This is a genomic window from Roseovarius sp. E0-M6 (assembly GCF_037083845.1).
GTDB lineage: Bacteria > Pseudomonadota > Alphaproteobacteria > Rhodobacterales > Rhodobacteraceae > Roseovarius.
Window position 1 is genome coordinate 40,092 of sequence record NZ_JBAPLA010000005.1, and the last position, 26,140, is coordinate 66,231.

Annotated in this window: 28 protein-coding genes; 17 read left to right on the forward strand and 11 right to left on the reverse strand. The window is 63.0% G+C overall.

The window, feature by feature from the left end:
* Window positions 1–31: 31 nt before the first annotated feature.
* The 5 genes from V8359_RS13165 to V8359_RS13185 all read right to left on the reverse strand — a co-directional run bounded on the left by V8359_RS13165 (window position 32) and on the right by V8359_RS13185 (window position 5,407).
* The gene (locus V8359_RS13165; RefSeq protein WP_336429423.1) at window positions 32–853 is read right to left on the reverse strand and encodes an ABC transporter permease; all 822 of its coding nucleotides are present in this window, start codon (window positions 851–853) and stop codon (window positions 32–34) included.
* Window positions 853–1,737 carry an ABC transporter permease gene (locus tag V8359_RS13170; protein WP_336429424.1) on the reverse strand — a complete coding sequence of 295 codons (885 nt, stop codon included), beginning with the start codon at window positions 1,735–1,737 and terminating at the stop codon, window positions 853–855. Before V8359_RS13170 ends, V8359_RS13165 begins: the two co-directional genes overlap by 1 nt.
* A gap of 2 nt (window positions 1,738–1,739) precedes the next feature.
* Window positions 1,740–2,828 carry an ABC transporter ATP-binding protein gene (locus tag V8359_RS13175; protein ID WP_336429426.1) on the reverse strand — a complete coding sequence of 363 codons (1,089 nt, stop codon included), beginning with the start codon at window positions 2,826–2,828 and terminating at the stop codon, window positions 1,740–1,742.
* 69 nt (window positions 2,829–2,897) lie between these two features.
* Complete coding sequence (locus V8359_RS13180) at window positions 2,898–3,938, reverse strand: polyamine ABC transporter substrate-binding protein (RefSeq protein ID WP_336429427.1); 1,041 nt, start codon at window positions 3,936–3,938, stop codon at window positions 2,898–2,900.
* A gap of 110 nt (window positions 3,939–4,048) precedes the next feature.
* Window positions 4,049–5,407, reverse strand: coding sequence for an NAD(P)/FAD-dependent oxidoreductase (locus tag V8359_RS13185; protein ID WP_336429429.1), 1,359 nt, complete (start codon window positions 5,405–5,407; stop codon window positions 4,049–4,051).
* A gap of 156 nt (window positions 5,408–5,563) precedes the next feature.
* On the opposite strand from V8359_RS13185, the gene V8359_RS13190 reads away from it, so the two are divergent.
* A complete protein-coding gene (locus V8359_RS13190) occupies window positions 5,564–6,520 on the forward strand; it encodes a LysR family transcriptional regulator (protein WP_336429431.1) in 957 nt (318 codons plus the stop codon).
* 11 nt (window positions 6,521–6,531) lie between these two features.
* Here the strand turns inward: V8359_RS13190 and V8359_RS13195 are convergent, their stop codons facing one another.
* Window positions 6,532–7,617: a CaiB/BaiF CoA transferase family protein gene (locus tag V8359_RS13195; RefSeq protein WP_336429432.1), complete on the reverse strand. Its 1,086-nt coding sequence runs from the start codon at window positions 7,615–7,617 to the stop codon at window positions 6,532–6,534.
* A 172-nt stretch (window positions 7,618–7,789) separates the two neighbouring features.
* Window positions 7,790–8,770 carry a DMT family transporter gene (locus tag V8359_RS13200; protein ID WP_336429433.1) on the reverse strand — a complete coding sequence of 327 codons (981 nt, stop codon included), beginning with the start codon at window positions 8,768–8,770 and terminating at the stop codon, window positions 7,790–7,792.
* Between the two features lie 157 nt (window positions 8,771–8,927).
* Between V8359_RS13200 and V8359_RS13205 the strand changes: the two genes are divergently transcribed.
* Window positions 8,928–9,431 carry a CoxG family protein gene (locus tag V8359_RS13205; RefSeq protein ID WP_336429434.1) on the forward strand — a complete coding sequence of 168 codons (504 nt, stop codon included), beginning with the start codon at window positions 8,928–8,930 and terminating at the stop codon, window positions 9,429–9,431.
* A gap of 140 nt (window positions 9,432–9,571) precedes the next feature.
* Here V8359_RS13205 and V8359_RS13210 read toward each other — a convergent pair whose 3' ends face one another.
* Window positions 9,572–10,837: a flavin monoamine oxidase family protein gene (locus V8359_RS13210; RefSeq protein WP_336429435.1), complete on the reverse strand. Its 1,266-nt coding sequence runs from the start codon at window positions 10,835–10,837 to the stop codon at window positions 9,572–9,574.
* A 159-nt stretch (window positions 10,838–10,996) separates the two neighbouring features.
* On the opposite strand from V8359_RS13210, the gene V8359_RS13215 reads away from it, so the two are divergent.
* The gene (locus V8359_RS13215) at window positions 10,997–11,926 is read left to right on the forward strand and encodes an ABC transporter ATP-binding protein (protein WP_336429437.1); all 930 of its coding nucleotides are present in this window, start codon (window positions 10,997–10,999) and stop codon (window positions 11,924–11,926) included.
* Window positions 11,923–12,684 carry an ABC transporter permease gene (locus V8359_RS13220; RefSeq protein ID WP_336429439.1) on the forward strand — a complete coding sequence of 254 codons (762 nt, stop codon included), beginning with the start codon at window positions 11,923–11,925 and terminating at the stop codon, window positions 12,682–12,684. The genes V8359_RS13215 and V8359_RS13220 overlap by 4 nt, the downstream gene beginning before the upstream one ends.
* A gap of 12 nt (window positions 12,685–12,696) precedes the next feature.
* Here the strand turns inward: V8359_RS13220 and V8359_RS13225 are convergent, their stop codons facing one another.
* The 3 genes from V8359_RS13225 to cobU all read right to left on the reverse strand — a co-directional run bounded on the left by V8359_RS13225 (window position 12,697) and on the right by cobU (window position 14,750).
* Window positions 12,697–13,572, reverse strand: coding sequence for a glutathione S-transferase (locus tag V8359_RS13225; RefSeq protein ID WP_336429440.1), 876 nt, complete (start codon window positions 13,570–13,572; stop codon window positions 12,697–12,699).
* A 78-nt stretch (window positions 13,573–13,650) separates the two neighbouring features.
* Window positions 13,651–14,223 (reverse strand): histidine phosphatase family protein, encoded by a 573-nt coding sequence (locus tag V8359_RS13230; RefSeq protein ID WP_336429441.1) that lies wholly within the window; start codon window positions 14,221–14,223, stop codon window positions 13,651–13,653.
* Window positions 14,220–14,750, reverse strand: coding sequence for a bifunctional adenosylcobinamide kinase/adenosylcobinamide-phosphate guanylyltransferase (gene cobU / locus V8359_RS13235; RefSeq protein ID WP_336429442.1), 531 nt, complete (start codon window positions 14,748–14,750; stop codon window positions 14,220–14,222). Before cobU ends, V8359_RS13230 begins: the two co-directional genes overlap by 4 nt.
* Window positions 14,751–14,842: 92 nt before the next feature.
* On the opposite strand from cobU, the gene V8359_RS13240 reads away from it, so the two are divergent.
* The 13 genes from V8359_RS13240 to V8359_RS13300 all read left to right on the forward strand — a co-directional run bounded on the left by V8359_RS13240 (window position 14,843) and on the right by V8359_RS13300 (window position 26,110).
* Complete coding sequence (locus V8359_RS13240) at window positions 14,843–15,721, forward strand: RNA polymerase factor sigma-32 (protein ID WP_336429443.1); 879 nt, start codon at window positions 14,843–14,845, stop codon at window positions 15,719–15,721.
* A complete protein-coding gene (locus V8359_RS13245; RefSeq protein ID WP_336429444.1) occupies window positions 15,718–16,491 on the forward strand; it encodes a ChaN family lipoprotein in 774 nt (257 codons plus the stop codon). Before V8359_RS13240 ends, V8359_RS13245 begins: the two co-directional genes overlap by 4 nt.
* 76 nt (window positions 16,492–16,567) lie before the next feature.
* Window positions 16,568–17,767 carry a bifunctional phosphopantothenoylcysteine decarboxylase/phosphopantothenate--cysteine ligase CoaBC gene (coaBC, locus tag V8359_RS13250; protein ID WP_336429445.1) on the forward strand — a complete coding sequence of 400 codons (1,200 nt, stop codon included), beginning with the start codon at window positions 16,568–16,570 and terminating at the stop codon, window positions 17,765–17,767.
* 22 nt (window positions 17,768–17,789) lie between these two features.
* Window positions 17,790–18,251, forward strand: a complete 462-nt coding sequence (gene dut, locus V8359_RS13255; protein WP_336429446.1) for a dUTP diphosphatase — start codon at window positions 17,790–17,792, stop codon at window positions 18,249–18,251.
* Window positions 18,251–19,312 carry a HesA/MoeB/ThiF family protein gene (locus V8359_RS13260; RefSeq protein ID WP_336429447.1) on the forward strand — a complete coding sequence of 354 codons (1,062 nt, stop codon included), beginning with the start codon at window positions 18,251–18,253 and terminating at the stop codon, window positions 19,310–19,312. Before dut ends, V8359_RS13260 begins: the two co-directional genes overlap by 1 nt.
* Entirely contained in the window at window positions 19,309–21,321 is a 2,013-nt protein-coding gene (locus V8359_RS13265; protein ID WP_336429449.1) for a M3 family metallopeptidase, read from the forward strand. The genes V8359_RS13260 and V8359_RS13265 overlap by 4 nt, the downstream gene beginning before the upstream one ends.
* Before the next feature lie 63 nt (window positions 21,322–21,384).
* Window positions 21,385–21,840 carry a universal stress protein gene (locus V8359_RS13270; protein ID WP_336429450.1) on the forward strand — a complete coding sequence of 152 codons (456 nt, stop codon included), beginning with the start codon at window positions 21,385–21,387 and terminating at the stop codon, window positions 21,838–21,840.
* Between the two features lie 218 nt (window positions 21,841–22,058).
* Window positions 22,059–22,622: a NifU family protein gene (locus V8359_RS13275; RefSeq protein WP_336429452.1), complete on the forward strand. Its 564-nt coding sequence runs from the start codon at window positions 22,059–22,061 to the stop codon at window positions 22,620–22,622.
* A complete protein-coding gene (tsaB, locus tag V8359_RS13280) occupies window positions 22,612–23,187 on the forward strand; it encodes a tRNA (adenosine(37)-N6)-threonylcarbamoyltransferase complex dimerization subunit type 1 TsaB (protein WP_336429453.1) in 576 nt (191 codons plus the stop codon). The genes V8359_RS13275 and tsaB overlap by 11 nt, the downstream gene beginning before the upstream one ends.
* On the forward strand, window positions 23,174–23,587 hold the full coding sequence (locus V8359_RS13285; RefSeq protein WP_336429454.1) for a GNAT family N-acetyltransferase: 414 nt from the start codon (window positions 23,174–23,176) through the stop codon (window positions 23,585–23,587). Before tsaB ends, V8359_RS13285 begins: the two co-directional genes overlap by 14 nt.
* 91 nt (window positions 23,588–23,678) lie before the next feature.
* Window positions 23,679–24,317, forward strand: coding sequence for a LysE family translocator (locus V8359_RS13290; RefSeq protein ID WP_336429455.1), 639 nt, complete (start codon window positions 23,679–23,681; stop codon window positions 24,315–24,317).
* Window positions 24,318–24,434: 117 nt separating this feature from the next.
* The gene (locus V8359_RS13295) at window positions 24,435–25,352 is read left to right on the forward strand and encodes a sulfite exporter TauE/SafE family protein (RefSeq protein ID WP_336429456.1); all 918 of its coding nucleotides are present in this window, start codon (window positions 24,435–24,437) and stop codon (window positions 25,350–25,352) included.
* Window positions 25,352–26,110, forward strand: coding sequence for a TIGR02186 family protein (locus V8359_RS13300; RefSeq protein ID WP_336429457.1), 759 nt, complete (start codon window positions 25,352–25,354; stop codon window positions 26,108–26,110). Before V8359_RS13295 ends, V8359_RS13300 begins: the two co-directional genes overlap by 1 nt.
* The last annotated feature ends 30 nt before the right edge of the window (window positions 26,111–26,140 follow it).

Genomic DNA, 26,140 nt, shown 5'->3' on the forward strand with positions numbered 1-26,140 from the left:
GCCCAAGACGGGCCAGCCGAGCGAACGCTGTTCAGCCTTCTTTCCCGCGCCCGAAAATCTGTGCCAGCGCCATCATCAACGTGGTGACGAGGATCATGATGGTCGAAATGGCGGCGATGGTCGGGTCGATCTGGTCGCGCAGGGCGTTGAACATCGAGCGTGTGAGCGTCGGATTGTCACCGCCCGAGATGAACATCGCGATCACCACTTCGTCAAAACTCGCCAGAAAGGACAGAAGTGCCGAGGTCACGACAGCGAAACGGATCTGCGGCAGCGTGATGGTCAGGAACGCCTTCCATCGCGCTGCCCCCAGCGAGCGCGCCGCCATCTCCTGATTCATGTCATAGGATTTGAGCGCCGAGCCAGTGACGATCAGCACAAGCGGAATAGCCAGAAGCGAATGCGCCAGCACCAGCCCGGTCATGGTATAAAGGATCTGGAGCTTCACATAGGCATAAAACGCCCCCACGGCGATCAGCACAACAGGCACCATCATCGGCGTGATCAGCATCACGAAGGCCGCGCGGATGAACGGAACCTTCGAGGCGTGCAGCCCATAGGCCGCCAGAACGCCCATTGGTGTCGCCACCAGCATTGTCAGGAACGCCGCCATGAACGATGTTCGCGTGGCCAGCATCCATTCGTCGGAGTTGAGATAATGTGAATACCAGCGGGTCGACCATGTCTCGGGCGGAAACTCAAGGTATTGCGAGTCCGAGAAGGACATCGGGATCACGATCAGGGTCGGTGCGACCAAAAGGATCATGATGATGATCGCAAGCACATAAAGCCAGAGCCGTTGACCATGGGTGACCTGTGTCTCGGAGGCCGGAGATTTAAGCCATGTCAGCATCAGTGTCCGCCTCCCGTCATCTGATCGAGGTTGAGGAAGCGTGAGGCCACCCAAAGAACCACGATGGTCATCGCGAGCAGCACCACCCCAAGGGCCGATGCAGCACCCCAGTTCACGAAAAGCTCGATATTCGAGACGATTTTCATCGACACGAGGATCACCCTGCCGCCACCCAGGATCGCGGGCGTTACAAAGAAACCAAGGCATAGGACAAAGACCATCAAAGAACCGGCGAAAAGACCCGGAGTGGAAAGCGGAAAGAACACTGTCCAGAATGCGCGGCGTGGACTGGCTCCAAGGTTTGACGCGGCCTTGAGATAGTCCCGGTCAATCGCCTTCATCGCGCCATAGGTGGGCAGGATGAGGAATGGCAGCATGATATGCACCATCCCGATCAGCGTCCCGTTGAGGTTATGCACCATCTTGAGCGGCTCGTCCCACAGGCCGAGCGATATCGCCCAATTGTTCACAAGCCCCTGTTTCTGAAGGAGCACGAGCCACGCATAGGTGCGCACCAGAAGCGAGGTCCAGAACGGCAGAAGCACGGCGAGCAGGCACAGGTTGGCAAGCCGCTGAGGCAGCTGCGACATGAAGTAAGCCAGTGGATAGCCGATGAGGATACACAGGCCGGTGGTCAGAATGCTGACCTCGAACGTGGTCTGAAAGATACGCGCATAGGACTTGCGTTCGATCATCCGTTCGTAATTCTCAAGCGAGAAGCTGCCATCGGCGCCGACGAACGACACATAGAAAAGCCAGCCGACGGGAATGACGAGGATGACCAGAACCAAAAGCAGCGCGGGCGAGGCCAGACCGAAAAGCTTCAGCCGTTCCATCCGTTCGTCCTGACGCAGGCCGCCGGCATTGATATCGGTGGTGGCCATGATCAGCCCTCCCGGTCGGCAATGAGTACCGTGTCGGCAGCAGCCAGCCCGAGGCGCACCGGCGCACCGGCGCGGGGAAGCCCGGCGAAGGTGTCGGCGCGGATCGCCCCGCGCACTGCCACTTCGGAGCCATCGGACAGCTTGGCATAAAGCAGGAAGCTTTCGCCCTGATAGACAACTTCCGTCACCGTGGCGTCAAAGACGTTGGTTTCGTCATCCGCTGCGTCCTCAAGCAGATGAATCCGCTCGGGCCTCAGCATCAGCGCAAGACTGTCCCCCTCGGGCACGTTGCAGCTCGTTCGGAGCTTTACGCCGCCTGCGGTCAAGGTGCCACCCTCGCGTGTGACACTCAGAAAGTTCGAATCGCCGATGAAGTCGGCCACGAACTTGTTCTCGGGTCGGTCATAAAGTTCCTGCGGTCCGGCAAGCTGCATGATGCGGCCATGGTTCACCACCGCGACCCGGTCCGACATGGTCAGGGCCTCGCGTTGATCATGGGTCACATAGACCGTGGTCATACCAAGTTGTTCGTGCAGGTGCCGCAGTTCGATTTGCATGCGGTCGCGCAGTTTCTTGTCGAGCGCGGAGAGCGGTTCATCCATAAGCAAGATGCGGGGCTCGAACACGATCGACCGGGCCAGCGCCACGCGCTGTTTCTGTCCGCCAGACAGTTCGGTGATGCGGCGCCCGCCATAGCCGCCAAGCTGAACCGTATCGAGGGCGCGCTCGACGCGGGTCGCGACGTCCTGCTTCGAGACCCCGCGCAGGCGTAACGGGTAGCCCACGTTGCCTTCCACGGTCATGTGCGGGAATAGTGCATAATTCTGAAACACCATGCCCACGTCGCGTAGATGCGGCGGCTTGCGGATCATCTCCTCGTCGCCGAACTTGAGGCTGCCGCAATCGGGCCGGGTAAAACCCGCGAGCACCATGAGAAGCGTCGTCTTGCCCGAGCCCGATGGCCCGAGAAGCGTCAGGAACTCACCGCTTTTGACGTCGAGTGAGACATCGTCCAGCGCGTAGACGTTGCCGTAGGTTTTCGTAACATTGCGCACCGTGATCGGTAGCGCGTCCTTGTTTGTATCGCTCAATGAACCATCCCTGTCCGTGATGCCGCGGGCGCGTTGGGCGCCCGCGGCTTTGTTACGTTGTCGCAACCCTTATTCGGTCAGCATTTCCTGATACATTTCGGCGGCGGTGGTTTCCCATTCGGCATACCAATCAAGCGAAACCGGAAGCTGCATCGCGGCGTTCTCGGGCGACGAAGGCAAGCCTGCCGCGGTCTCCTCGGAGATCACGCCAGTGTCATAAGCGGCCTTGTTGGTCGGCCCGTAGGTGATGTATTTCGGCAGGTCATCCTGATACTCGGGCTTGGAGATTTCCGCGAGAAACTCCATCGCCGTATCACGATTGGGCGCGCCTTTGGGAACGGCAAAGCAATCATAATCAAGAAGCGCCTGATTGAAGCTATAGGCGACCTTGCCGCCATCCTTCTTGGCGTTGTCGAAACGGCCGTTCCAGCCGGTTGTCATATCGACCTCACCATCCTTCATGAGCTGCGCATGCTGTGCGCCAGACGACCAGAAGACGTCGATATGAGGCTTCAACTCGCGGATCTTGTCGAGCGCGCGGGTGATACCCTCTTCCGATGCCAGAACGTCATATACATCCTCGGGGGCGACACCGTCGGCCATCAGCGCGGGTTCAAGCGCGCCGGCGACCTTGCCACGGTAGGCGCGGCTTCCGGGGAATTTCTCGACATCCCAGAAATCAGCCCAGCTTTGAGGTCCGTCCTCGCCGAACGTGTCGGTGTTCCACGCATAGACGGTCGAGAACACGTCGCCGCCGACGCAGTGATCGGAATAAAGGGTTGGATAGAAGTTCGACACGTCGATCACATCGTAATCAAGCGGTTCAAGCAGCCCTTCGGCGGCGGCCCTTGCCGCCGAGCCCGAGCCCGAGGCGACGATATCGAGCGTGACCTGACCCGAGCTGACCTGAAGGCGGACGTCGGACATGCCGCCATAGGTCACTTCCTTGACCGCGATTCCGGTGGCCTCTTCGGCGGGTTGGAACAGCGCCTTGCTTTGGGCCTCCTGATACGAGCCGCCCCAGGATGCGATCGTAACTTCCTTGTCGGCGGCCAAGGCAGTTGTGCCCAGCAGGCCTGCGGCAAGGGACAGGGTTAATGTGCGTTTCATATTGTTCGGTCCTCCTCTGTTTTCGTTTGGCCCCGCAGATGGGGCATCGTCTCATGTCGCCCAGTTTGGTCCCGGATGGGTGGCGACGCGGCCGCCCGGGTATTTCGTGATCAGGCCGATGACGCGACCTTTCCGGTCGCGCGTCGATGCTGCATTCGGTCACGCCAGCGATACCAAGCCACCATTGGCGGCAAGAACCACGGCTTCCCGGAATAGAGCGGGCGGGTCGAGAAAGGCAGATCGTCGAACGCCGTGCGGCCTTCGGCAAGGCCAAGCACCTTCTGGCCCGCGCGCATCCCGAGGTAGGACGCCATCGACACCCCCGAGCCGCAATAGCCCATCGCGTAATGCACCCCGTCATGGACGCCCACATGGGCCAGCTCGTCGAAGGTATAGGCCACGGTGCCCATCCATGAATGCGACAGCCGATAGTCGCGCAGTTCGGGAAAGATACGGCACATATCCTCGTATAGGCGCGGGCCGCTCACGTTGGTTTCGGTTTCACCCGCAGACACACGTCCGCCGAATACCACGCGCCGCCGGTCGGGCGAGGCCCGGAAGTAATAGACCACCTTGCAGGTGTCGCTGGCGATGCGGTCTTTGGGAAACAGCCGGGTCATCAGGTCATCCGGCAAAGGTTCGGTCGCCACAACATAGCTTCCGATGGGAATGACCCTGCGTTGCAGCCAAGGTGTCAGGCCCCCGGTATAGCCGTTGGTGGCCACGATCACGTCGCGGGCGCGCACCGTGCCAAGCGCCGTCGTGACGGTAAAGCCATCTGTGCCGCGCTCGATGCCGGTGACCGCGCAATGCCCGATGGCCGTGGCCCCGGCGTTGCGCGCGACGTCGAGAAGCCCGTTGTGATAGCGCGCCGGGTGAAGCGAGGCATGACGCGGAAAGACCACGCCGCCATGATAGAGATCGCTGCCCAGTTCGGCGCGCTGTTCCGTGCGCGGGATGACATTTGCCTCGATGCCTTCTTCGCGGGTCATCTTTTCGGCATCGCGGGTCAGGTGTTCATAGCTTTGGGCGCTGTGCGCGGCATGGAAACGACCGACGCGACGAAAGTCACAGTCGATCCCTTCCGCTGTGATGCGGTCTTCGATCCATTCGAGGGCGGTCTCTCCCTCGGCCCTGATCGCGCGACCGGGGCCTGCGCCGTGTTTCGCGCTGAGTTTGGCGAGCGACGGCTTGATGCTGGTGCTGATCTGTCCGCCGTTCCGAGTGCTGCAACCATGGCCAAGCGCCCCGGCATCAAGCACGAGCGTCGTGCGCCCACCGCGTGCCGTTTCGATCGCGGCGTTGAGGCCAGTATAGCCGGACCCGACCACAAGCACATCCACGGACCCCGGCAAATCGGACGTTTGCGCCGGGTGCGCGGGTGTGGATGAACATACCCAATAGGGCTGATCGGACCAGTCGCTGGTCATCACGTCAGACAAGCTCAGTTTTACATCCGTGCCGAACAAGACATTCCCCCCGCGCGAAATAGAGTTGCGCAAACGCGCCTGACCCAGTGGACGTGGGAGGTGCGTTACCGGACGGTAGGAAAGCGATGTGGATTAATCAATTGAATGTCTTTAATACTTCTATTCGGAATTTTTATACAAACCACTGAGGTGATCATGCGACTCAAACTGCGACATCTGGAAGTGTTCAACGCATTGTTCGAGGCCGGATCGGTTTCGCGCGCGGCGGCGCGGCTCAACCTGTCGCAGCCTGCGGTGAGTGTGGCGTTGAGAAATCTTGAAAGCGAACTGGGGTTTCGCCTGTTCCACCGCGACCGCGGTTTTTTCGCACCAACGAACGAAGCGCTCTTGCTTCGGGACGAGGTGCAGCAGGGGATCACTGCGCTTGCGCGGGTGGAGCAGCGCGCCGGCGAGATCCGCGAAGGCGGGCTTGGCAGTATCATCGTCGCGACCAACGGGGCCATGGCCTATAACCTTGTGCCCAACGTCATGGCGGCGTTTCAACGGGATCATCCCGACACGTTTGTCGAACTTCGCGTCCACAGTTCACGCCGCGTCGCAGCTTGGGTCGGAAGCCGCCAGATCGACATCGGCCTGATCGACGCGCCGGTGCCCGCGGCGGGCATCGAGGCGAGGCTTTATCAGATGGCTTGCGTCGTGATCATGCGTGAAGATGATCCTCTTGCGGCACTTGAGGTGATTACCCCCGCCGATATGGCGGGGCGGCCCTGTATCGCCGTTACAGGTGATCATCAGGTGGATCGTCAATTGGCGCATCTTCTGGCGCAGGCCGAGACACGGGTGCAATATCGCGCGTCGAGCTATTTCTATGCCATTGCCCGCAACCTTGTCGCTGCGGGCAACGGCATCGCGGTGATCGACCCTGTTAACGGCCATGCGCCACAGGGTGACGGTGTTGTCGCGCGACCGTTTCATCCGGTCGTGGTGCATGATCTTGCGATGATCACGGCCAAGGGACAACCCATGGGGATCGCGGCGGCGCGGTTTCACGCAAGGCTTTCCGCCGCGCTTTCGGAATATGCGTTGCCCGACGATGCGGGGAAGATGACCGAGACCTCCCTGCGCGGTGCCGCAGCCCCGTCGCGGACATGAGCACGCAAGGCTCAGAGCAGGCCGCGATCCTTGAGATCAGAGAGGATGGCGGCGTGATCCTGTCCGCGTGCGGGGGGTGTCGGGATGGGAGGTGTCCGGTTGTCGAACCGCGGGGCGGGGGCGGGCTGAAGCGGGGTGCCGCCCCATATGCGCCGCGCTGCGTTATGCGGATCGGTGGCGGCCTGAGACGGGCTCAGAACCGGCGCGGCACAGGCGTCTGACCCCTCGAACAGCTTGGCCCAATGGGTCAGGGGTTTGGCGGAAAACACCTGAGTGAGCCGTGCGATCTGAGCGGGCCAAAGCGCGGGATCGGTCTGAGCCTGCATCTTGGGGTCGTCAGAGAGCCCGAGCAAGTCAATGAATTCACGATAAAATTTCGGCTCGATCGCCTGCACCGCGATATGACCGCCACAGGCGCAAACATAACTACGCGACCAATGCGGCCCGTCGAGCAGGCCGGTGCCGCGCGTTTCGGGCATGTGGCCCGCCTGCGATAGCGCAATGAGCAGTGACATCATATGTGCGGACCCATCAACGATGGCGGCGTCGACCACAGTGCCCTGACCGGTTCTGAGCGCAGATATATGCCCCGCAAGAAGCCCAGCCACAAGATAGAGTGCTCCACCGCCCACATCCCCCAGAAGCGTGGGGGGCGGAAAGGGCGGCTGACCGGGCGGAGAAGCATACCAGAGCGCGCCGGAACTGGCGAGATAGGTGAAATCATGGCCCGCGCTGTGGGCCTTGGGGCCGGTTTGCCCCCATCCGGTCATGCGCCCGTAGACGAGCGCCCGATTGGTCGCGTGCATTTCGTCAGGGCCAAGTCCCAGCCGCTCCATCACACCGGGGCGAAACCCCTCGATGAGCATATCAGCACCAAAAATCAATGCCTTGGCAACCTTCAGATCGGTCTGATCCTTGAGGTCGAGCAGGATCGACCGCTTGCCACGGTCAAGAAGGCTGGGGTCGGATGTCAGGGCATCGGGCTTGGACCGGCGGTGGATCACCGTCACCTCGGCCCCGAGATCGGCCAGCATCATCGCCGCGAATGGGCCGGGGCCCAGCCCTTCGATTTCGACCACGCGCACCCCGTTCAGCATGTCCGTCCTCTCTTGTCGGTTCTGTCCTGTTCCGGCGTCCCGTCAGGCCGTCCGTGCCGTGGTTCCGACCGAAAGGTTAACGGGTCGATCCGGACGTCGGTATCACGTCGGTATCGTGTCTGCATCACGTATGTACAGGGCGAGTCGCGGCAATGGTGAATGACCCGTGCGCCTACATGCGTTTCTGGGTTCGCCGCCCGCTCGCAACGGGCCGCCCGAGCCGGCGTTCACGCAGGAAGACAAAAAGGCCGGCCCCCAGAATGAGCAGGATGCCGGTGGTGGTCACGAGATCGGGAAGGTCGCCGAAGATCGTCCACCCCCAAAAGATCGCGAGGGGGAGGCCGGTATATTCGAACGGCGCGACGGTGGCAGCGTTGGACATCCGGTATGCGGCGGACATGCAATAGCCCACCACGCCCGCGATCAGACCCAACAGCAGGAAAAGCCACAGGTCGTTACCGACCGGCCACATCCATTCGCGCAGCAGGAATTCGAGGCTGGGACTGTCCACCTTTTCCGCGAAGCGCCCATCGCCTGCGACAAGCCAGAAAAGACTGCTGACCACCAGAAATGTCCCCTGAAGATAGACCGCCAGCGCCGAGGCGCGGCTTGTCACCCCGAGTTTGCGGGTGAGAAGTTGTGTCGTGGCGTAGGCGAAGGCCCCGGCGACGGGCAGGAAATAGACGAAAAGCGGCGCTTCGCGGTTGGTGAGCCCCTCCCATGGCCGGGTCACGATGATCACGCCGATCAGCCCGATGACCACCGCGCCGATCCGGTAGGGGCCGACCTTTTCGCCAAGAAACGGGATGCTCAGAAGAGTGATGAGCAGGGGCGAGATGAAGAAGGTTGCCGTCGTCTCGGCAAGGCTGAGCGCCGCGAGCGCGGTGAAAAAAGACATGTTGGCCACGACGATCATCAGCCCGCGCAGAATGTGCAGGCCGGGCCGTGCCGTGCGCAGGATTGTCCAGCCGCCTTCGAACTGCACAAGGATGAGCGAAAAACAGATGCCGATAAGCGAACGCGTGAAGACCATCTGATGAAGCGGGTAGCCGCCCGAAAGAAACTTGATCAGCATGTCGTTGACCGAGATCGCAGTGATACCGATAAGCATGAAGGCGATGCCCGCTGCGGGGTTGGGGTGGCTCTGTGACATGGAATGGGTCCCTTTCGAGGGCTACCCTATCGGGTTTGCCGGGAACGTCACCCCCTCACCGCATTTGATCTCAGCGCATCCGATATCGTCATGCGCTTTATTGCGCATGGTGGGGCAATGTGGGTAGACTTGATCTCGAACGAGAGGGAGCCATCCGATGAAGATGACCGGAGAGCGAGAGATCGCAGCACCGCGCGAGACCGTCTGGGCCGCGCTGCTGAGCGAGGAGGTGCTTAAGGAATGCGTGCCGGGCGCGCAGGAGGTGAGCGGAACCCCCGAGGAGGGCTTTGACGCGGTGGTGACCCAGAAGGTCGGCCCGGTAAAGGCCACGTTCAAGGGGCGCGTCCTTTTGACGGACATGGTGGCGCCGGAAAGCCTGACTCTGAGCGGAGAGGGCAAGGGCGGCGCCGCGGGATTTGCCAAGGGCGAGGCGGATGTGACGCTTGAGGAAACCGAGGGCGGCACCCGGCTTGTTTATGATGTCGAGGCCAAGGTCGGTGGCAAACTCGCCCAGCTTGGCAGCCGGATCGTCGACGGGTTCGCCAAGAAGATGGCGGACCAGTTCTTTAGCCGACTCGAAGAGGTTATCGAGGGTCCGAAGCCCGACGATGAAGAAGAGGTGGCCGAGAAGAAAGGCTGGCTGAAGAAGCTTATCAGCTAGGGCGTTTCGCCTTTCGCTGATGTCTCAGCCCAAAGGCGCAACGCTTTAGGGGGCTTTGCCCCCCGACATGAAAATCCGGGGGATTTTCATGCCTCCCCCCAGGATATTTGCAGCAAGAAGAAGGGCCGGTTTCGGCAGGGTCAGGATGTATTTTTCGCGCCGCCAGTCACGTGCCTTGCCATACGAGCCGCCACGTCGCGCCCGCTTTGCCATGCGCCATGGGCGGTGGCCTGCCAGTCGAGCGAAAACGCCTCGCCCGCGAACGCGACGCGGCCCGTGTCGGCGGCGATCATGTCGAGGCGGTGCTGGGCAAACCCCGGTTCGGTGCGCGAATAAGAGCCGCGAATCAACGGGTTGTTGAGCCAGTCGGTCGTGGCCGCATGGGTGATCGTGCGGGTCAGGTCGGAGCCGAAGACGGTTTGGAGCCTGCTTCGGGCGAAATCGACGCGCGCGGGGTCGGGCAGCGCGGCGAGGTCACGCGCCGGGCTGCCGGCGATGTTGCAGATCAGCATGGGATGCGCGCCATGCACGATCTGAAATTCGACGACCGGGTCGCTGTTGCCGGTTTCGATCAGCAGGTAATCCTTGCCCTTCAGCTCGTCGGGGAGCCGTGGCAGGGCGAAGGCCACCTTTTCGAATGCCCCGCAGGAGAGGTGGGATATGGTGTCGAGCAGGTCCGAGGCGGGCCCTGCGCCGAATTGGATCGTGCCGGAGGCAAGCACCGATGTCGACGCCGTGACGATCGCCGCGTCCGCAGTGAGCGTGCCGGTGGGCGTTTCGAGCCGGGCGCCCGACGTGGTCTGGGTGATCTTGGTGACGGGGGTATTCAACCGGATGTCGAGCCCGTGCGCCATCGCGGCGACGAGCGCCCCCAGACCGGAGCGCACCGGCCAGTCGGCCTCGGTGTCATCGTAATTGGCGTAGGCGGCGGCGGAATCGGCTTCGGGGTCGTCGCCGATCAGGAGTTGCAGGATGCATCTGACATGCGGCGCCCAGCGGCCCGCGTCGGGCAGGACGGTGGGAATGGCGACGTCGCGTCCGGCTTCGCCCGCGTCGTAGATCGCGTCGAACGCGGCCTCGACCGTGGCGTGGCACTCGTTTGCCTCAGAGGTGGTGAGGAAGGCGCCGTGGGACCAGCCGACGAAGTTTTCATCGTCTCCCGACGTGTCATAGACCGCGCCAAGCCGGTCGGCCCATGGCACGAGCGGGTTTTCATCGGCGCAGTGGAGCCAGTGGCAGCCCTTGTCCCAGGGAGCGGGCAGGCTGTGACTGTCGGTATGGGCGCGACCGCCGATGCGATCCGCCGCTTCGAGCAGGATGCAGGAGATGCCGCGATCCGCGCATTCCATCGCGGCCCCGATTCCAGCCGCGCCTGCGCCGACGATTGCGATTTCGGGTTGTGTCATGGGCTGTCCTTTGCGGATCGGTCCCGAGGAGCCTATGCGGTTTGACCGGCACGGGGGAAGGCCTCTGTTCAAATGCGCAGACCCGGCCCTGCCGCAACGCGCGCTTTGCCTGCCGGGCAGTTTGGCATATGTCGCAGGAAACGGCGAACGGAGAGAGCGATGACGACGATCGTGGAGATCGAGAATCTCAGCAAGACCTATGATGGCGGGTTTCAGGCGCTCAAGGGCGTAACGCTCGGGATCGAGGAGGGCGAGATCCTGGCACTTCTGGGCCCGAACGGCGCGGGCAAGACGACCCTGATTTCGGCATTGTGCGGGATCGTGACGCCAACGGGTGGCGCGGCGCGTGTGGGCGGTCACGACGTGGTCACCGGCTATCGTGCGGCGCGGGCCATGGTGGGCCTCGTGCCGCAGGAAGTGGCGCTTGAGCCATTCGAGCGGGTGATCAACACGGTGCGGTTTTCGCGCGGCCTGTTCGGGAAGGGGCGCGATGAGGCGCTGATTGAACGGATCCTGCGTCAGTTGAGCCTTTGGGACAAGCGCGACGCACGCATCCGCGAACTGTCGGGCGGGATGAAGCGGCGTGTGCTGATCGCCAAGGCGCTGTGCCACGAGCCGCGTGTCCTGTTTCTGGACGAACCGACGGCGGGCGTGGATGTGGAGCTTCGCCGGGACATGTGGGAGATCGTCGAGGGGCTTCGCCGGGATGGGGTCACCATCATCCTGACCACCCATTACATCGAGGAGGCCGAGGCCATCGCCGACCGCATCGCGGTGATCACCGGGGGCGACATCCTTCTGGTCGAGGAGAAGGCCGCGCTGATGCAGCGGATGGGGCGCAAGGTGCTGCGCATCGACATTGGTGAGCGGCTTGAAACGGTGCCCGAGGGGTTGGCCGGGTATGACCTGACGCTGGGCGCCGATGCGATGAGCCTCACGTATACCTATGACAGCCACGGTCAGGGCACCGGGATCACCCGGCTTCTTCAGGCGATCGCCGCCGAGGGGCTGAGCCTGCGCGATGTGCACACCAAACAATCGAGCCTCGAAGATATTTTCGTGGGACTGATCAAGGAGAACGCGGCATGAATTTTCCCGCGATCAAGGCCATATATGTATATGAGATGAAAAGATTTTTCCGCACGTTGATGGAGAGTTTGCTGTCGCCTGTCATCTCGACCACGCTCTATTTCGTCGTCTTTGGCGCGGCGATCGGCAGCCGGATCAGCGAGGTCGAGGGCGTGAGCTATGGCGCGTTCATCGTGCCGGGGCTAATCATGCTGAGCGTGATGACACAGGCCATCAGCAACGCGAGTTTCGGCATCTACTTTCCGAAATTCATCGGCACGATCTTCGAGCTTTTGTCGGCGCCGGTGAATTTCCTCGAGATTGTCGTGGGCTATGTGGGCGCGGCGGCCTCGAAGGCGCTTCTGATCGGGGTGATCATCCTGCTGACCGCGCGATTTTTCGTGGATATCGAGGTTGCGCATCCGGTGGCGATGCTGGCCTTCCTGCTGCTGACCTGCATCTCGTTCAGCCTCTTTGGGTTCATCATCGGGATATGGTCGGAGAACTTTCAGCAGCTTCAGTTGATCCCGCTTCTGGTGATCACGCCGCTGGTGTTTCTGGGCGGTGCGTTCTACTCGATCTCGATGCTGCCACCGGCGTGGCAGACGGTGACGCTTTTCAACCCGATTGTTTATTTGATCAGCGGGTTCCGCTGGGCGTTCTTCGGCGTGGCGGATGTTCCGGTGATCGCGAGCCTTGCCGCGATTGCGGGGTTCACCGCGATCTGTCTTGGTATTGTCTGGGCGATTTTCAAAACCGGATATCGCATCAAGAGTTGACGCGTTGAGGGGTCACGCGGCGTCACGCATGGCTGTGAATTTCGGCCATGCGTCGGGGTCGTGAATAGTTTTGTCGCGGCAGAAAGCATTGCAGAACCCCCAGATGCGGCCTTCGGTTTCGAGCAGATGCGTGACCGGGTCGCCGGAATAGGGGCAGACGGTATTTTCGGCGGTGCCTTCGGCAACGGGCCGGGCGGGGCGAGGTGCCGGGCCGGGCCAGTTCGTGTGAGGAAGGTCAAGCGCGTAGGGCATCGGATCGTAGTGCCGGGTCAGCCCCATGGCGCGCCATTGCCGGAATCGCGTGTCGGCCAGTGTCGTCGCGACATAGTCGCGCGCGACATCACCCACAGGCAGGTCATAGCCCGCGATGCGCGCGGCGACCGGGGCAAAGAATGCATCCGCGAGCGAGTAGTCGCCAAACAGCCAAGGCCCGCCGGTGCCATGGCGGGTGCGGGCCAGCGTCCAGAGGTTTTCGATGCGGAGCAGATCGGCGCGCACCGCCTCGGAGGGGGCAAAACCCTGCCATTGGTGCAGAAGCTGCATCGGGCAGTCGGCGCGCAGAGCGGTGAAGCCTGAATGCATTTCCGCCACCATCCACCGGGCCAATGCGCGGGCGGCGGGGTCGCGCGGATAGAGTGCTGCGTTCGGGTGACGCTCGGCCAGGGTTTCGGCCATGGCGAGGCTGTCGCCGATGACGATCCCGTCGGCATCGCGCATCACGGGCACGAAGCGGGCGGGGGCGAGGCCGGCCAGATCGGTGGTCATTGTGCCCCCGTAAAGCCCGACCATCCGGGTGCGCACCGGCAGGCCGAAATTCACGAACATGAGCCAGCCGCGCAACGACCAGCTTGAGAAGCTGCGGTCGCCGATGAAAAGATCGTAGGTCATGAAGTAATCCCCGTCATGTTCCAGAGAGGATACCCTTGGACGTGGCGGGGCCAAAACGCTGAAATGTGAGGGATTGCATCACGCGCGGTGATTGATCCGCCCAATCCGCCATGTGCCCTTGTCGAAGGCGATATCGGTCACCGAAAGATTGTCGATCCGGTGCGAGAAGGTCTCATATCCCGAAAGACCCGTGGCGCGTTGCACCTGTGTCAGGATCGCGCCGAAATGCGCGACGATCACAAGCTCGCGCCCCGGATGCGCCGCGAGGAGACGGTCGGTTGCGCGGCTGACACGGGTCGAGACCTGATGCCAGCTTTCGCCATCAGGGGGGCGGACATCGCCGGGCGCGTCCCAATATGCGCGCAGGTGGTCCTGATCCTCGACGCTGTCGGGGGTTTGCATTTCCCATGCGCCGAAATTGATTTCGCGCAGGTCGGGATCGTGATCAAGCCGGGTACGCGGGCCGGCGATGGCGTCTGCGGTGGCGGCGGCGCGCGTCAGATCGGAGGATACGACGACCGCGTCAGCGGGGAGATGTGCCGCGAGACGGTCAAGTGCAGCGGTATCCGAGAGGTCGGCGGGTAGATCGGTCCATCCGACCATGCAACGCGCGTGGGTCGGGCCGTGGCGCACCCAGTGAACGCGGCTCACGGACACTCGCCCTTGAGCGTGCGGGGCAGGCCCGCGATGACCTGCACCACCAGATCGGCGCGCGCCGCCAGTTTCTGATTGAGGCGGCCCTGCGCGGTCTGAAAGCGCCGCCCGAGCGAGGTGTCGGGCACGACCGACTGACCCACCTCGTTGGTGACGATCACCACGGGGGCGGCCGAAAGCGCCAGTCCGGCCATCAGCCCGGCCTCGGCTTCGGCCAGATCGGAGTTGGCCAGCATGTGATTGCTGAGCCAGAGGGTAGCGCAATCCACCAGCACCGCCTGATCACCGCCGATCGCAGCAAGCGCGCGGCCCAGATCGAGCGGCACTTCGAGTGTCGACCAGCCCGCGCCACGCGCTTCGCGGTGGGCGTCGATCTTGGCGCGCATCTCGTCGTCATGGGCCTCGGCGGTGGCGATATAGACGCAATCCCGTCCGGTCGCGCGCACGAGGGATTCAGCGAAAGCGGTCTTGCCGGACGCTGCGCCGCCAAGGACGAGAGACACGGCTGGAAGGGAATTGGACATGAATTGTGATCCGAATGAAGGGAACCTGCGTAGCTCTAGTGGATTACTTAATTGGGCGCGCAATTCAAGCGTTCGAACCGACGGGGGAAAATATGGCACTGGATGCCTCGGAAACAGCGTCTATGTCGCGCACGGCGATGACGGCCGAATTGCTCGACGCGGAAACGGAACTCAGGCTTGCCTATGCGTGGCGCGATGAGCGCGACGAAGCGGCGCTGCACAGGCTCATTAACGCCTATATGCGGCTGGCGATTTCGATGGCGTCCAAATACCGACGCTACGGCGCGCCGATGAACGATCTCATTCAGGAGGCGGGTGTCGGCCTTATGAAGGCCGCCGACAAGTTCGACCCCGATCGCGGTGTGCGCTTTTCGACATATGCCGTCTGGTGGATCAAGGCGGGCATTCAGGATTACGTGATGCGCAACTGGTCCATGGTGCGCACCGGATCGACCAGCAGTCAGAAATCCCTGTTCTTCAACATGCGGCGCGTGCAGGCGCAGATCGAGCGCGAGGCGGCGGCGCAGGGCGAGGAACTTGACGGTCACCAGCTTCGCGAGATGATCGCGTCCGAAGTGGGTGTGCCGCTTAGGGATGTGGAGATGATGGAGGGGCGCCTGTCGGGGTCCGATCTGTCGCTCAATGCCACGCAATCGGCCGAAGACGAGGGCCGTGAGTGGATCGACACCATCGAGGATGAGGGCAAGCGAGGCGACGAGATGGTCGAGGAAAGCCACGATTATTCCACGCTCAAGAGCTGGCTTCGCGATGCGATGGAGGGCCTGAACGAACGTGAGCGTTTCATTGTTCGGCAGCGCAAGCTGTGTGAGGACGCCCGCACACTTGAAAGTCTTGGCGAAGAGCTGGGCCTGAGCAAGGAGCGCGTGCGTCAGGTTGAGGCCGCCGCGCTGGGAAAGATGCGCAAACGGCTTGAACGTAACGGCGCCGAGGTGCAAAGCCTGTTGGCATGAGATGGCTGACAGCGATTGCCCTTGGGTTTGGGTTGAACCTTGGGCCCGCATGGGCGCAGGACGTAATCGTGTTGGGCGAGGTGCATGACAACCCCGCCCATCACACTGAACAGGCCGCGCGGGTGGAAGCCCTCAATCCCGCCGCGCTGGTTTTTGAGATGCTTGACACGGCGCAGGCGGCGCGCGTCACACCAGAGCTTGTCTCGCAGCCCCGTGCGATGGCAGAGGCGCTTGAATGGGCTGACAGCGGCTGGCCTGATTTTTCCATGTATCATCCCATTTTCGCGGCGGCCCCCGAGGCCGCTGTTCACGGTGCGGCCCTCCCGCGTGCGGCGGCGCGAAAGGTGCTGTCGGAGGGGGCCGAGGATGTGTTCGGGCCTGACGCGGCGCGCTATGGTCTGACCGAACCTCTGGGGCCGAAAGAACAGGCGGCACGCGAAGCCTTGCAGGATGCGGCGCATTGCGGCGCCTTGCCCGAGGAGATGCTACCTCAGATGGTCATGATACAGCGCGTGCGCGATGCGATGCTGGCGCGTGCGGCACTTGATGCGATGGCGGCCACCGGGGGCCCTGTGGCGGTGATCACGGGCAACGGCCATGCGCGCAAGGACTGGGGCATGCCGGCCCTTCTGATGCGGGTCGCGCCTGAGCTTGATTTGCATGTTCTGGGCCAGACCGAGGAGGCCCGACCGCTGATTGGCGGGTTTGACGAGGTTCTCAGCGCGCCCGCCGCACCGCGCGCCGATCCCTGCGCGGCCTTTCGACAGTAGGGGCAGGCCCGTCGCGGCCCTTGTGCCTGCGCGATGCGCGCCATAGGTTTGAAGCGCAATTGCGAGGAGCCTGCCGATGCTGGCGCAGAGACGTATCCTGTTGATCATCGGCGGAGGTATCGCCGCCTTCAAGTCGCTTGACCTGATCCGGCGGCTGCGCGAACGCGGGGCGCTTGTGACGCCTGTGCTGACGCGGGCGGGAACCGAGTTCGTGACGCCGCTCTCGGTGTCGGCGCTGGCGGGTGAGAAGCTTTATTCGGATCTGTTCGACCTGACCGACGAGGCCGAGATGGGCCATATCGAGCTGTCGCGCTCGGCCGATCTTGTGCTGGTGGCGCCCGCGACGGCGGACCTGATGGCCAAGATGGCGCAGGGACATGCCGACGATCTGGCCTCGACCCTTTTGATGGCCACGGATACGCCGGTGATGATCGCGCCCGCGATGAATGTCCGCATGTGGGAGCATGCTGCCACGCAGCGCAACCTTGCCACATTGCGCGCAGATGGGATCACCGTGGTCGGACCCAACGAAGGGGATATGGCCTGTGGAGAGTTTGGTCCGGGCCGGATGGCCGAACCGCTTGAAATCGTGGCCGCGGTTGAGCGGGCGCTGGCCGAGGGGCCACTTGCCGGGCGGCGGGTTCTGGTGACCTCGGGGCCGACCCATGAGCCGATCGACCCGGTGCGCTATATCGCGAATCGATCTTCGGGGGCGCAAGGGGCTGCCTTGGCCGCGGCGCTGCGCGATCTGGGGGCCGAGGTGATCTTTGTGACTGGCCCTGCACGGGTGCCGCCGCCTGCGGGGGTTACGGTTGTGCCGGTGGAGACAGCTCAGGAAATGCTTGTCGCTGTGGAGAGCGCGCTTCCGGTGGATGCGGCGATCTTTGCCGCCGCCGTGGCGGATTGGCGTATGGCACAAGCCTCCGACCGAAAGATGAAAAAGACCAAGGGCGGGTCGCTCGAACTGCACTTCGCCGAGAACCCGGATATCCTTGCCACGGTGAGCCGGCTGGAGGCGGATCGCCCCGCATTGGTCGTGGGATTCGCCGCCGAGACCGATGACGTGATCGAGAACGCCAAAGCCAAGCGCCAGCGCAAGGGATGCGACTGGATCGTGGCCAATGATGTGAGCCATGCGACCGGGATCATGGGCGGACAAGAGAACGACATCACCCTGATCACCGGTGACGGCGCAGAGGACTGGCCACGGATGGGCAAGGCGGACGTTGCGGCGCGACTGGCCGCACGGATTGCGGAGGTCGTGACCGGCGCATGAAGATTTTGAACAAGATATCATCATGGTGACATTGCAAGTCATGTGGGACGATGGCGCGGACCGGTCGCTGGGCCTGCCGGCCTATGAAACGGCGGGCGCGGCGGGCGCCGACCTGCGCGCCAATTTCGCGGAACATGCCCGCGCCGGTGTGACCCTTGACCCGAGTGAACGGGCGTTGGTGCCGACGGGCCTTAGGATTGCGGTGCCCGAGGGGTATGAGGTGCAGTTGCGCCCGCGTTCGGGTTTGGCGCTGAAACACGGGATCACGCTTCCCAACAGCCCCGGCACGATCGACAGCGATTATCGCGGGCCATTGGCCGTGATCGTGATGAATGCCGGGCAAGAGCCGTTTCATATCGCGCATGGTGATCGTATCGCGCAGATAGTTCTTGCCCCGGTGGTGCAGGCAGAGTTCGTGCTGAACGAGACGCTGACCGGGACCGCGCGGGGCGCGGGTGGGTTCGGCTCAACTGGAGTCGGCTGATGGCGCTGGTTCTGGCGATGGCGGCGGCGCTTTGGGGCCTTGGGATGTTGCTTGGCACGCCGGTGCGTGTGCGGCTGACGATGCTCGGGATGCTTTGGCTCGGGGTTGTCGTGTTGCATGTGGTGCTGCCTGACGGCCATCCCCTGCGCGACGCCACGGGCGAAAGTGCCGTGCCTTGGGTGATGCTGGGCGTGGCGGGCGCGATCATCTTTGCATATTTCCAATTGGTTGGCTGGCTGCGCGAAAAGGCCGAGGCGAGGACTGTCAACGCCGCGCCCGAACCGGGCAGCGGCAAAACATTCACCGAGGCCGAGCTTGACCGTTATGCGCGCCATATCGTGCTGCGTGAAGTGGGCGGACCGGGGCAAAAGCGCCTCAAGCAGGCGCGCGTGATGGTTGTGGGCGCCGGAGGGCTGGGTGCGCCGGTGCTGACCTACCTTGCCGCCGCCGGGGTGGGCCGGATCGGTATGATCGACGATGACGAGGTGGCCAATTCCAATTTGCAGCGTCAGGTGATCTTTCGCGACGCGCAGATCGGCATGCCCAAGGTGTTCGCCGCCGAGGAGGCGGTGCGCGCGCAGAACCCGTATGTGGAGCTGCGGCCCTATCAACGCAGGCTGACGGATGACATCGCCGCGGAGCTTTTTGCCGATTATGACCTGATACTTGACGGGACCGACAATTTCGAGACCCGTTACCTTAGCAACCGGGCGGCGGTTGAAGCGGGTAAGCCCCTGATATCCGGTGCGATTTCGCAGTGGGAAGGGCAGGTGAGCGTGTTTGATCCGGCCAAGGGAGCGCCCTGTTACGAATGCATTTTCCCCGAGGCCCCCGCCGAAGGGCTGGCCCCGTCCTGTGCCGAGGCGGGGGTGGTCGGGCCGTTGCCGGGGGTTATCGGGTCGATGATGGCGGTCGAGGCGGTGAAGATCATCACCGGCGCGGGCGCGCCTCTGCGGGGCGAAATGCTGATCTATGACGCGCTTTACGGCGAGAGCCGGAAATTCACGCTCGCACGCCGCGAGGATTGCCCGGTCTGTGGCAACCAAGGAGAGACGACATGAGCAACGCCCTATTGCAGGATTGGGACACGCCCCACCGGATCGCACCTTTTGACCGTATCGCGGACGCGGATTTCGCGCCGGCTTTCGACGCCGCGCTGAAAACGGCGCGGGCCGAGATCAAGGCTATTGCGGAAAACCCCGAGGCGCCGACATTCGCCAACACGGTCGAGGCGCTTGAGACGTCGGGCGAGGGGCTGGACAAGGTTCTGGCGGTGTTTTTCACGGTGGCCGGGGCGGACAGCAACCCCAAGCGGCAGGAATTGCAGCGCGACTTCAGCCCGAAATTGGCGGCGTATTCGTCGGAGGTGACGGGCAATACCGCGCTTTTCGCGCGGATTGAGGCGCTTTGGCAGGAGCATGACGCGCTCGACCTCAGCCCAGAGCAGGCACGCCTTCTGATGTTGACGCGGCGGCGGTTTGTGCGGGCGGGGGCCGCGCTTACAGGGGATGAGGCCGCGCGAATGAAGGACATCATGGGGCGGCTGGCCGAACTGGGCACGGCCTTTGCGCAAAACCTTCTGGCCGATGAGTCGGGCTGGCACATGGAGCTTGACGAAGCGGATCTCGAGGGGTTGCCACAGTTCGTTGTGACCGCAGCGCGCGCGGCGGGAGAAGAGAAGGGCGCGGGCGGACCCGTTGTCACATTGTCGCGGTCGCTGATCGTACCGTTCCTGCAATTCAGCCCGCGCCGCGACCTGCGCGAGAAGGCGTTTCGCGCGTGGGCCGCGCGGGGGGCGAATGGCGGCGAGACCGACAATCGCAGCATTGCAGCCGAGACGCTGAAACTGCGCGAGGAGCGGGCGGGGCTTCTGGGATACGAGAGCTTTGCGGCCTTCAAGCTTGAGACCGAGATGGCGGGCACGCCTGCGGCGGTGCGTGATCTTCTGACGAGCGTTTGGGGCCCGGCGAAGCGCCGCGCCGAGGCGGATGCCGAGGTTTTGACGGGCATGTTGCGTGCCGATGGCATCGACGGGCCGCTCGAGCCGTGGGACTGGCGCTATTACGCGGAGAAGCGGCGCGCGGCGGAGCATGATCTCGATGAGTCCGAACTGAAACCCTATCTTCAGCTGGACCGGATGATCGAGGCGGCCTTTGCCTGTGCGCACCGCCTTTTCGGGTTGGAGTTCGCGGCTTTGGATGTGCCGCTTTATCATCCGGATTGCCGCGCATGGGAGGTGACGCGGGATGGGGCGCAGGTTGCGGTGTTCATCGGTGATTATTTCGCCCGCGGCTCAAAACGGTCGGGGGCGTGGTGCAGCGCGATGCGCGGACAGGCGAAATTCCCCGAGGTCCAGGGCCCGGTGGTGATCAACGTGTGCAACTTTGCCAAGGGCGATCCCGCGCTTCTGAGCTATGATGACGCGCGCACGCTTTTCCACGAATTTGGCCACGCGCTTCACCAGATGTTGTCGGATGTCACCTATGAAAGCCTGAGCGGCACGAGCGTGGCACGGGATTTCGTGGAATTGCCCAGCCAGCTTTATGAGCATTGGCTCGAGGTGCCCGAGGTGCTGAGCGAGTTCGCGACCCATGCCGAGACGGGGGAGCCGATGCCGGAGGACCTGTTGAACAAGGTGCTTGCGGCGGCCACTTTCGACATGGGGTTTCAGACCGTGGAATACGTGGCTTCGGCGATGGTCGATCTGGCCTTTCATGAGGGCGGTGCGCCCTCGGACCCGATGCAGGCGCAGGCCGAGGTTCTGGAAAACCTCGGTATGCCGCATGCCATCACGATGCGCCACGCGACGCCCCATTTCGCGCATGTCTTTGCGGGGGACGGATATTCCAGCGGGTATTACAGCTATATGTGGTCCGAAGTGATGGATGCCGATGCCTTTGCCGCCTTCGAGGAGGCAGATGGTCCGTTCGACGAGGAGCGCGCGCAGGCGCTTGAGGCGCATATCCTGTCGCAGGGCGGCTCGGAGGAGGCAGAGACACTTTATCTTCGCTTCCGCGGCCGGCTTCCGGGGGTTGAGGCGCTTCTCAAGGGGCGCGGACTTGCGGCCTGATCGTTTGAGTTGCGCCCGACCGGGGCTTGGGCCATGATTGCCCGGTCAGGGGGATGATCCACGATGCGCAAGTTTCTGGTGGTGCTGGACGACAGCCGTGAATGTCTGAACGCGATGCGGTTTGCGGCGATGCGGGCGTCGCATACGCAGGCTGGCGTAGAAATCCTTGCCGTGATTCCGCCCGAGGAGTTCAATCACTGGATCGGTGTGGGTGACATCATGCGCCAAGAGGCACGTGAGCGAATCGAGGCCCATTTCGAAGTGTTCGCCAAATGGATGCGCGACAAGCAGGGCGTCGACCCCGAACTTGTCATCCGCGAAGGCGAGCCGGTGGCCGAGATCATCGCGCAGGTTCAGGACGACCCCGAAGTGGGTGTTCTGGTTCTGGGGGCAGGATCTGATCGCAAGGGTCCGGGGCCGCTGGTGACGCAGTTGTCGCGCAATTCGGGATCGCTGCCGATTCCGATCACCATCGTGCCGGGCGACCTGAGCAAGGAACGACTCGAGGCGATCACCTGAGCAGGGGCGAATTTCGGCCTGAAACCCGTCGCCTTCAGGCGCGGTTACGTGATCTGCTCCAACGCTTTGATTTCGCAGGTTGCAGACGCTCAAAACCGGCTTATATTTTTGAACGGCATCCGCCGAGAGGCGGGGGAGTTTGAATTTAGAATGGTTCCAAATCTTGACACCGGGGGCTGGCAAGCGCATATCTCGGGTCAGATAGAAAGGACCGCCCGATGTTCATTCAGACCGAATCCACCCCCAACCCCGCGACCCTGAAATTCTTGCCGGGGCAGACAGTGCTGGCGTCAGGCACCGCAGATTTCCCGAGCGCGGAGACGGCTGACAAATCGCCTCTGGCCGAGCGTATTTTCAAGGTGGCCGGTGTGACCGGCGTGTTTTTCGGCCATGATTTCGTGACCGTCACCAAGGAGGACGCGACCGAGTGGGACCATGTGAAACCCGCCATTCTGGGTGCGATCATGGAGCATTTCCAATCTGGCAAGCCGATCATGCTTGGCGATCAGGATGCTGCCTCGGGTCATGCGGAACACACCGGAGAGAATGGTGAGATCGTCAGTCAGATCAAGGAGTTGCTTGATACACGCGTGCGCCCGGCCGTGGCGCAGGACGGGGGCGACATCACCTTTCACGGGTTCGAGCGCGGGGTTGTCTATTTGCACATGCAAGGGGCCTGTGCGGGCTGTCCGTCCTCGACCATCACGTTGAAGATGGGGATCGAGAACCTGCTGCGCCATTACATCCCAGAGGTGACAGAGGTGCGACCGGTTGCCGTCTGACACGCTGACACTTGGGATCGATACATCGGCCGCGCATTGCGCGGCCGCTTTGCTGTCGGGGGATCGGGTTCTGGCGTCTTGTGCGGAAACCATGACGCGCGGGCAGGCCGAACGCCTGATGCCCTTGATCCAAGAGATGCTGAGCGTTGCCGGGGTGGATTGGAGCGATCTGAGCCGGATCGGTGTTGGCGTCGGGCCGGGGAATTTTACCGGTATCCGCGTCGGTGTCTCGGCGGCGCGGGGTCTGGCGCTCGCGCTTGACGTGCCAGCGATCGGAGTGAGCGGTTTCGAGGTGATCGCCGATGGCGACGCATCGGGCCGGGCCGTGGTGCCCGCGCCGCAAGGTCAATTCTATGCTTTGGAGGCGGGCCGGCCCGTTCTTTTGCCGGAAAGCGCGTTTACGGGTGAGAGGCTTGCCCATCTGCCGGACCCAGCGGAGATGGCGATTGCGGTCGCCCGCTGCGCGCAGAAGGGTGAGGCGGATGCGGTGCCGCTTTATGTCAAACCGGCAGAGGCCGCGCCGCCGCGCGACACGCCCCCAGAGATCGTCGATGATCCGGTCTGACACGCTTGCCCAGTGCCATGCGCGCGCCTTTGACGGTGAGGGCCGGGCGTGGCACGCGGATGAGTTTGCCGAGCTTCTGGCATCGCCGCAGGTGATTGCCGCAGGCGATGGGCGGGCCTTTGCCATGGCGCGCGTGGTGGCTGACGAGGCCGAGATTCTGACCGTCGCGACCGACCCCGCCGAGCGGCGCAAGGGGCTGGCGCGGGCGGCACTGTGCGAGGTCATGTCCGAAGCCCGAGCGCGCGGGGCCTTGCAGGTGTTTCTCGAAGTGGCGAGCTACAACAGCGCAGCGCGCGCGCTTTATGCCGCTGAGGGGTTTTCCGTTGCCGGGCGACGCCGGGGATATTACCGGCGCGCAGATGCCACGGTGGACGCGGTGGTGATGGTGCGCGCACTCTGAACGCTGCGGCGCGGGCCGAACCGATGCTGCTGGACGCCGATGTGACTGTGATGTTTCATGGCGGTTCCACGTCAACTGCCGGGAGCATGCCATGACCGATTTCCTTCCCTTCTTGCCGGGCTTTCTTGCGGCTTATGCGATCCTGGTGGTGGCGGCCTCGTCGCCCGGTCCGGCGGTTGCGATGCTTCTTGGGATCGCGATGGGGCAGGGGCGTGCGCCCGCGCTTGTCGCGGGGATGGGCATCGCCACGGGCAGTGTCGTCCTGAACCTCGGGACGCTTGCCGGGGTGGGCCTGATCCTGACACAGGCGGCGTGGGCTATGGCGGTGCTTCGGGTGATCGGTGGCGCCTATCTTTTGTGGCTGGCATGGGGGGCCTTTCGCAAGGCCGTGCATCCGCCCCGCATCGATGCCGCGCCGGTCGCCCAGCGCAGCATGTGGCGGCATTTCCTCAAGGGTTTCGCGCTTCAGGTCACAAACCCCAAGGCGATCGTCTTCTGGCTGGCTATCGCGTCGGTGGGGGCCACGGCGGGTGGCGGCCCGGGGGTTGTCGCGCTTTTCGTTGCGGGGGCTTTCGCCATCTCGTTCGGCTGTCACGGGGCCTGGGCGCTTGTCCTGTCGTCGGGGCCGATCCGGCGGGCCTATGGCGCGGCGCGGCGCTGGATCGAAGCGGCGCTGGGGGCGTTCTTCACCTTGGCCGCGGTCAAACTCGCAACCTCGGGCGAGAGTTGAGGTCCGGGCTGACGCCGCTTTTGCCAAGGGGTCAGGTTGCAAAAAATTCATATGACCTGAGCAAATGCGGGTGGACCGGCCCCTTGCGCGGGCTTAGGCTTGGCGCTACGAGACGTCATGCAGATTTACCTCCCCATAGCCGAGGTTTCGGTCAACGCCTTCCTGCTGCTGGGCCTTGGCGGAATCGTGGGTATCCTGTCGGGCATGTTCGGGGTTGGTGGCGGCTTTCTCATGACGCCGCTTCTTTTCTTTATCGGTATCCCTCCGGCGGTTGCGGTCGCGACCGAGGCCAACCAGATCGTTGCCTCCTCCTTTAGCGGGGTTCTGGCGCATTTCAGGCGAAAGACCGTCGATTTCAGGATGGGCACGGTCTTGCTTATCGGGGGGCTTGTTGGGGCCGCGTTGGGCGTTTTGGTGTTCAACTATCTCAGGTCTCTGGGTCAGGTCGATCTTCTGGTTAAGCTTTGTTACGTGGTGTTCCTGGGTATCATCGGCGCGATGATGTTCTTTGAGAGCCTGCGGGCAATCCGCAAGAGCCGCTCGGGCGTCAAAATACCCACCCGCAAGAAACACGGCATCGCACACAAGCTTCCTTTCAAGATGCGGTTTCGCACCTCGGGGCTCTATATCAGCGTGATTCCCCCGCTTCTGATCGGGGTGGCTGTTGGTATTCTGGCGGCCATCATGGGTGTGGGCGGCGGGTTTATCATGGTTCCGGCGATGATCTATCTTCTGGGCATGCCGACCAAGGTCGTGGTGGGCACGTCGCTTTTCCAGATCATCTTTGTCACCGCCTTTACCACGCTTTTGCATGCGACGACGAACTACACGGTCGATATCGCGCTGGCTGTGCTGCTGCTGGTGGGGGGCGTGATCGGGGCGCAGGTGGGCACGCGCATCGGCACGCGGCTCAACGCCGAGCAGCTTCGTATCCTGCTCGCGCTGATGGTGCTGGCCGTGTGCTTCAAGCTGGGTCTTGATCTGTTGATCAAGCCTTCTGAGCTTTACTCGATCGGTGCGGGTGGGGGGCATTGATGCGGTGGCTCATGCTCATGTTCGCCCTTGTGACCGGCCCAGCTTGGGCCGAGGAGGTCGTGCTCGGGCTGAGCCGGGACAAGGTGGCGATCACCGCGACCTTCGAAGGTTCGGACATCCTGATCTTTGGCGCGGTGAAGCGCGAGTCCCCGATTCAGGAGAAAGAGCCTCTGGAGGTTGTTGTTTCGGTGTCAGGCCCGTCGAGACCGGTGACGGTGTGGCGCAAGGAGCGTCAGTTGGGAATCTGGGTCAATTCCGAGAGCGTCGAGGTGGATGGCGCCCCAAGCTTTTACGCGGTGGCCAGCAGTGCCCCGCTGAGTGAGGTTCTGAGCGAAGGCGAGGATCTGCGCCACCAGATCACCCTGTCGCGGGCGATCCGGTCATCCGGCGCGCTGCATGGGTTCAAGGATACGCGGGCCTATACCGACGCGCTGATCCGTATCCGCGAGAAACAGGGCGCCTACACGGTGAATGAGGGGGGGGTGGTATTTGATGAGCAGACGCTTTTTCGCACGTCGATCTCACGTCCCGCGAACCTGACCGAAGGCATGTATCTGACGCGGATATGTCTCACACGTGGGGGGCAGATCGTTTCGGAATATGATGCGTTCATCGATGGCCGCAAGGTCGGGCTTGAGCGGTGGCTCTATACGCTCGCGCATGAGCGGCCGCGTTGGTATGGTCTCATGTCGCTGGCGATCGCGATCGCCGCGGGGTGGGGCGCTTCGGCGATATTCCGTGTGTTGCAACGCCGTTGATCCGACGGCCCGCCCCATGGCCTGGGCAGA

Excerpts from the sequence above, each read along its gene's own strand:
- V8359_RS13225 (WP_336429440.1), bottom strand. The coding sequence starts at position 13,572 with ATGACCTACGATCTTTTCATCGGCGACCGCAGCTTCTCAAGCTGGTCG.
- V8359_RS13245 (WP_336429444.1), top strand. The coding sequence starts at position 15,718 with ATGAGATGGCTGACAGCGATTGCCCTTGGGTTTGGGTTGAACCTTGGG.
- V8359_RS13270 (WP_336429450.1), top strand. The coding sequence starts at position 21,385 with ATGCGCAAGTTTCTGGTGGTGCTGGACGACAGCCGTGAATGTCTGAAC.
- V8359_RS13190 (WP_336429431.1), top strand. The coding sequence starts at position 5,564 with ATGCGACTCAAACTGCGACATCTGGAAGTGTTCAACGCATTGTTCGAG.
- V8359_RS13170 (WP_336429424.1), bottom strand. The coding sequence starts at position 1,737 with ATGGCCACCACCGATATCAATGCCGGCGGCCTGCGTCAGGACGAACGG.
- V8359_RS13165 (WP_336429423.1), bottom strand. The coding sequence starts at position 853 with ATGCTGACATGGCTTAAATCTCCGGCCTCCGAGACACAGGTCACCCAT.
- V8359_RS13240 (WP_336429443.1), top strand. The coding sequence starts at position 14,843 with ATGGCACTGGATGCCTCGGAAACAGCGTCTATGTCGCGCACGGCGATG.
- V8359_RS13205 (WP_336429434.1), top strand. The coding sequence starts at position 8,928 with ATGAAGATGACCGGAGAGCGAGAGATCGCAGCACCGCGCGAGACCGTC.
- V8359_RS13285 (WP_336429454.1), top strand. The coding sequence starts at position 23,174 with ATGATCCGGTCTGACACGCTTGCCCAGTGCCATGCGCGCGCCTTTGAC.
- V8359_RS13215 (WP_336429437.1), top strand. The coding sequence starts at position 10,997 with ATGACGACGATCGTGGAGATCGAGAATCTCAGCAAGACCTATGATGGC.
- V8359_RS13220 (WP_336429439.1), top strand. The coding sequence starts at position 11,923 with ATGAATTTTCCCGCGATCAAGGCCATATATGTATATGAGATGAAAAGA.
- coaBC (WP_336429445.1), top strand. The coding sequence starts at position 16,568 with ATGCTGGCGCAGAGACGTATCCTGTTGATCATCGGCGGAGGTATCGCC.
- V8359_RS13180 (WP_336429427.1), bottom strand. The coding sequence starts at position 3,938 with ATGAAACGCACATTAACCCTGTCCCTTGCCGCAGGCCTGCTGGGCACA.
- V8359_RS13210 (WP_336429435.1), bottom strand. The coding sequence starts at position 10,837 with ATGACACAACCCGAAATCGCAATCGTCGGCGCAGGCGCGGCTGGAATC.
- V8359_RS13260 (WP_336429447.1), top strand. The coding sequence starts at position 18,251 with ATGGCGCTGGTTCTGGCGATGGCGGCGGCGCTTTGGGGCCTTGGGATG.
- V8359_RS13200 (WP_336429433.1), bottom strand. The coding sequence starts at position 8,770 with ATGTCACAGAGCCACCCCAACCCCGCAGCGGGCATCGCCTTCATGCTT.
- dut (WP_336429446.1), top strand. The coding sequence starts at position 17,790 with ATGGTGACATTGCAAGTCATGTGGGACGATGGCGCGGACCGGTCGCTG.
- V8359_RS13265 (WP_336429449.1), top strand. The coding sequence starts at position 19,309 with ATGAGCAACGCCCTATTGCAGGATTGGGACACGCCCCACCGGATCGCA.
- V8359_RS13275 (WP_336429452.1), top strand. The coding sequence starts at position 22,059 with ATGTTCATTCAGACCGAATCCACCCCCAACCCCGCGACCCTGAAATTC.
- V8359_RS13300 (WP_336429457.1), top strand. The coding sequence starts at position 25,352 with ATGCGGTGGCTCATGCTCATGTTCGCCCTTGTGACCGGCCCAGCTTGG.
- V8359_RS13290 (WP_336429455.1), top strand. The coding sequence starts at position 23,679 with ATGACCGATTTCCTTCCCTTCTTGCCGGGCTTTCTTGCGGCTTATGCG.
- V8359_RS13195 (WP_336429432.1), bottom strand. The coding sequence starts at position 7,617 with ATGCTGAACGGGGTGCGCGTGGTCGAAATCGAAGGGCTGGGCCCCGGC.
- cobU (WP_336429442.1), bottom strand. The coding sequence starts at position 14,750 with ATGTCCAATTCCCTTCCAGCCGTGTCTCTCGTCCTTGGCGGCGCAGCG.
- V8359_RS13295 (WP_336429456.1), top strand. The coding sequence starts at position 24,435 with ATGCAGATTTACCTCCCCATAGCCGAGGTTTCGGTCAACGCCTTCCTG.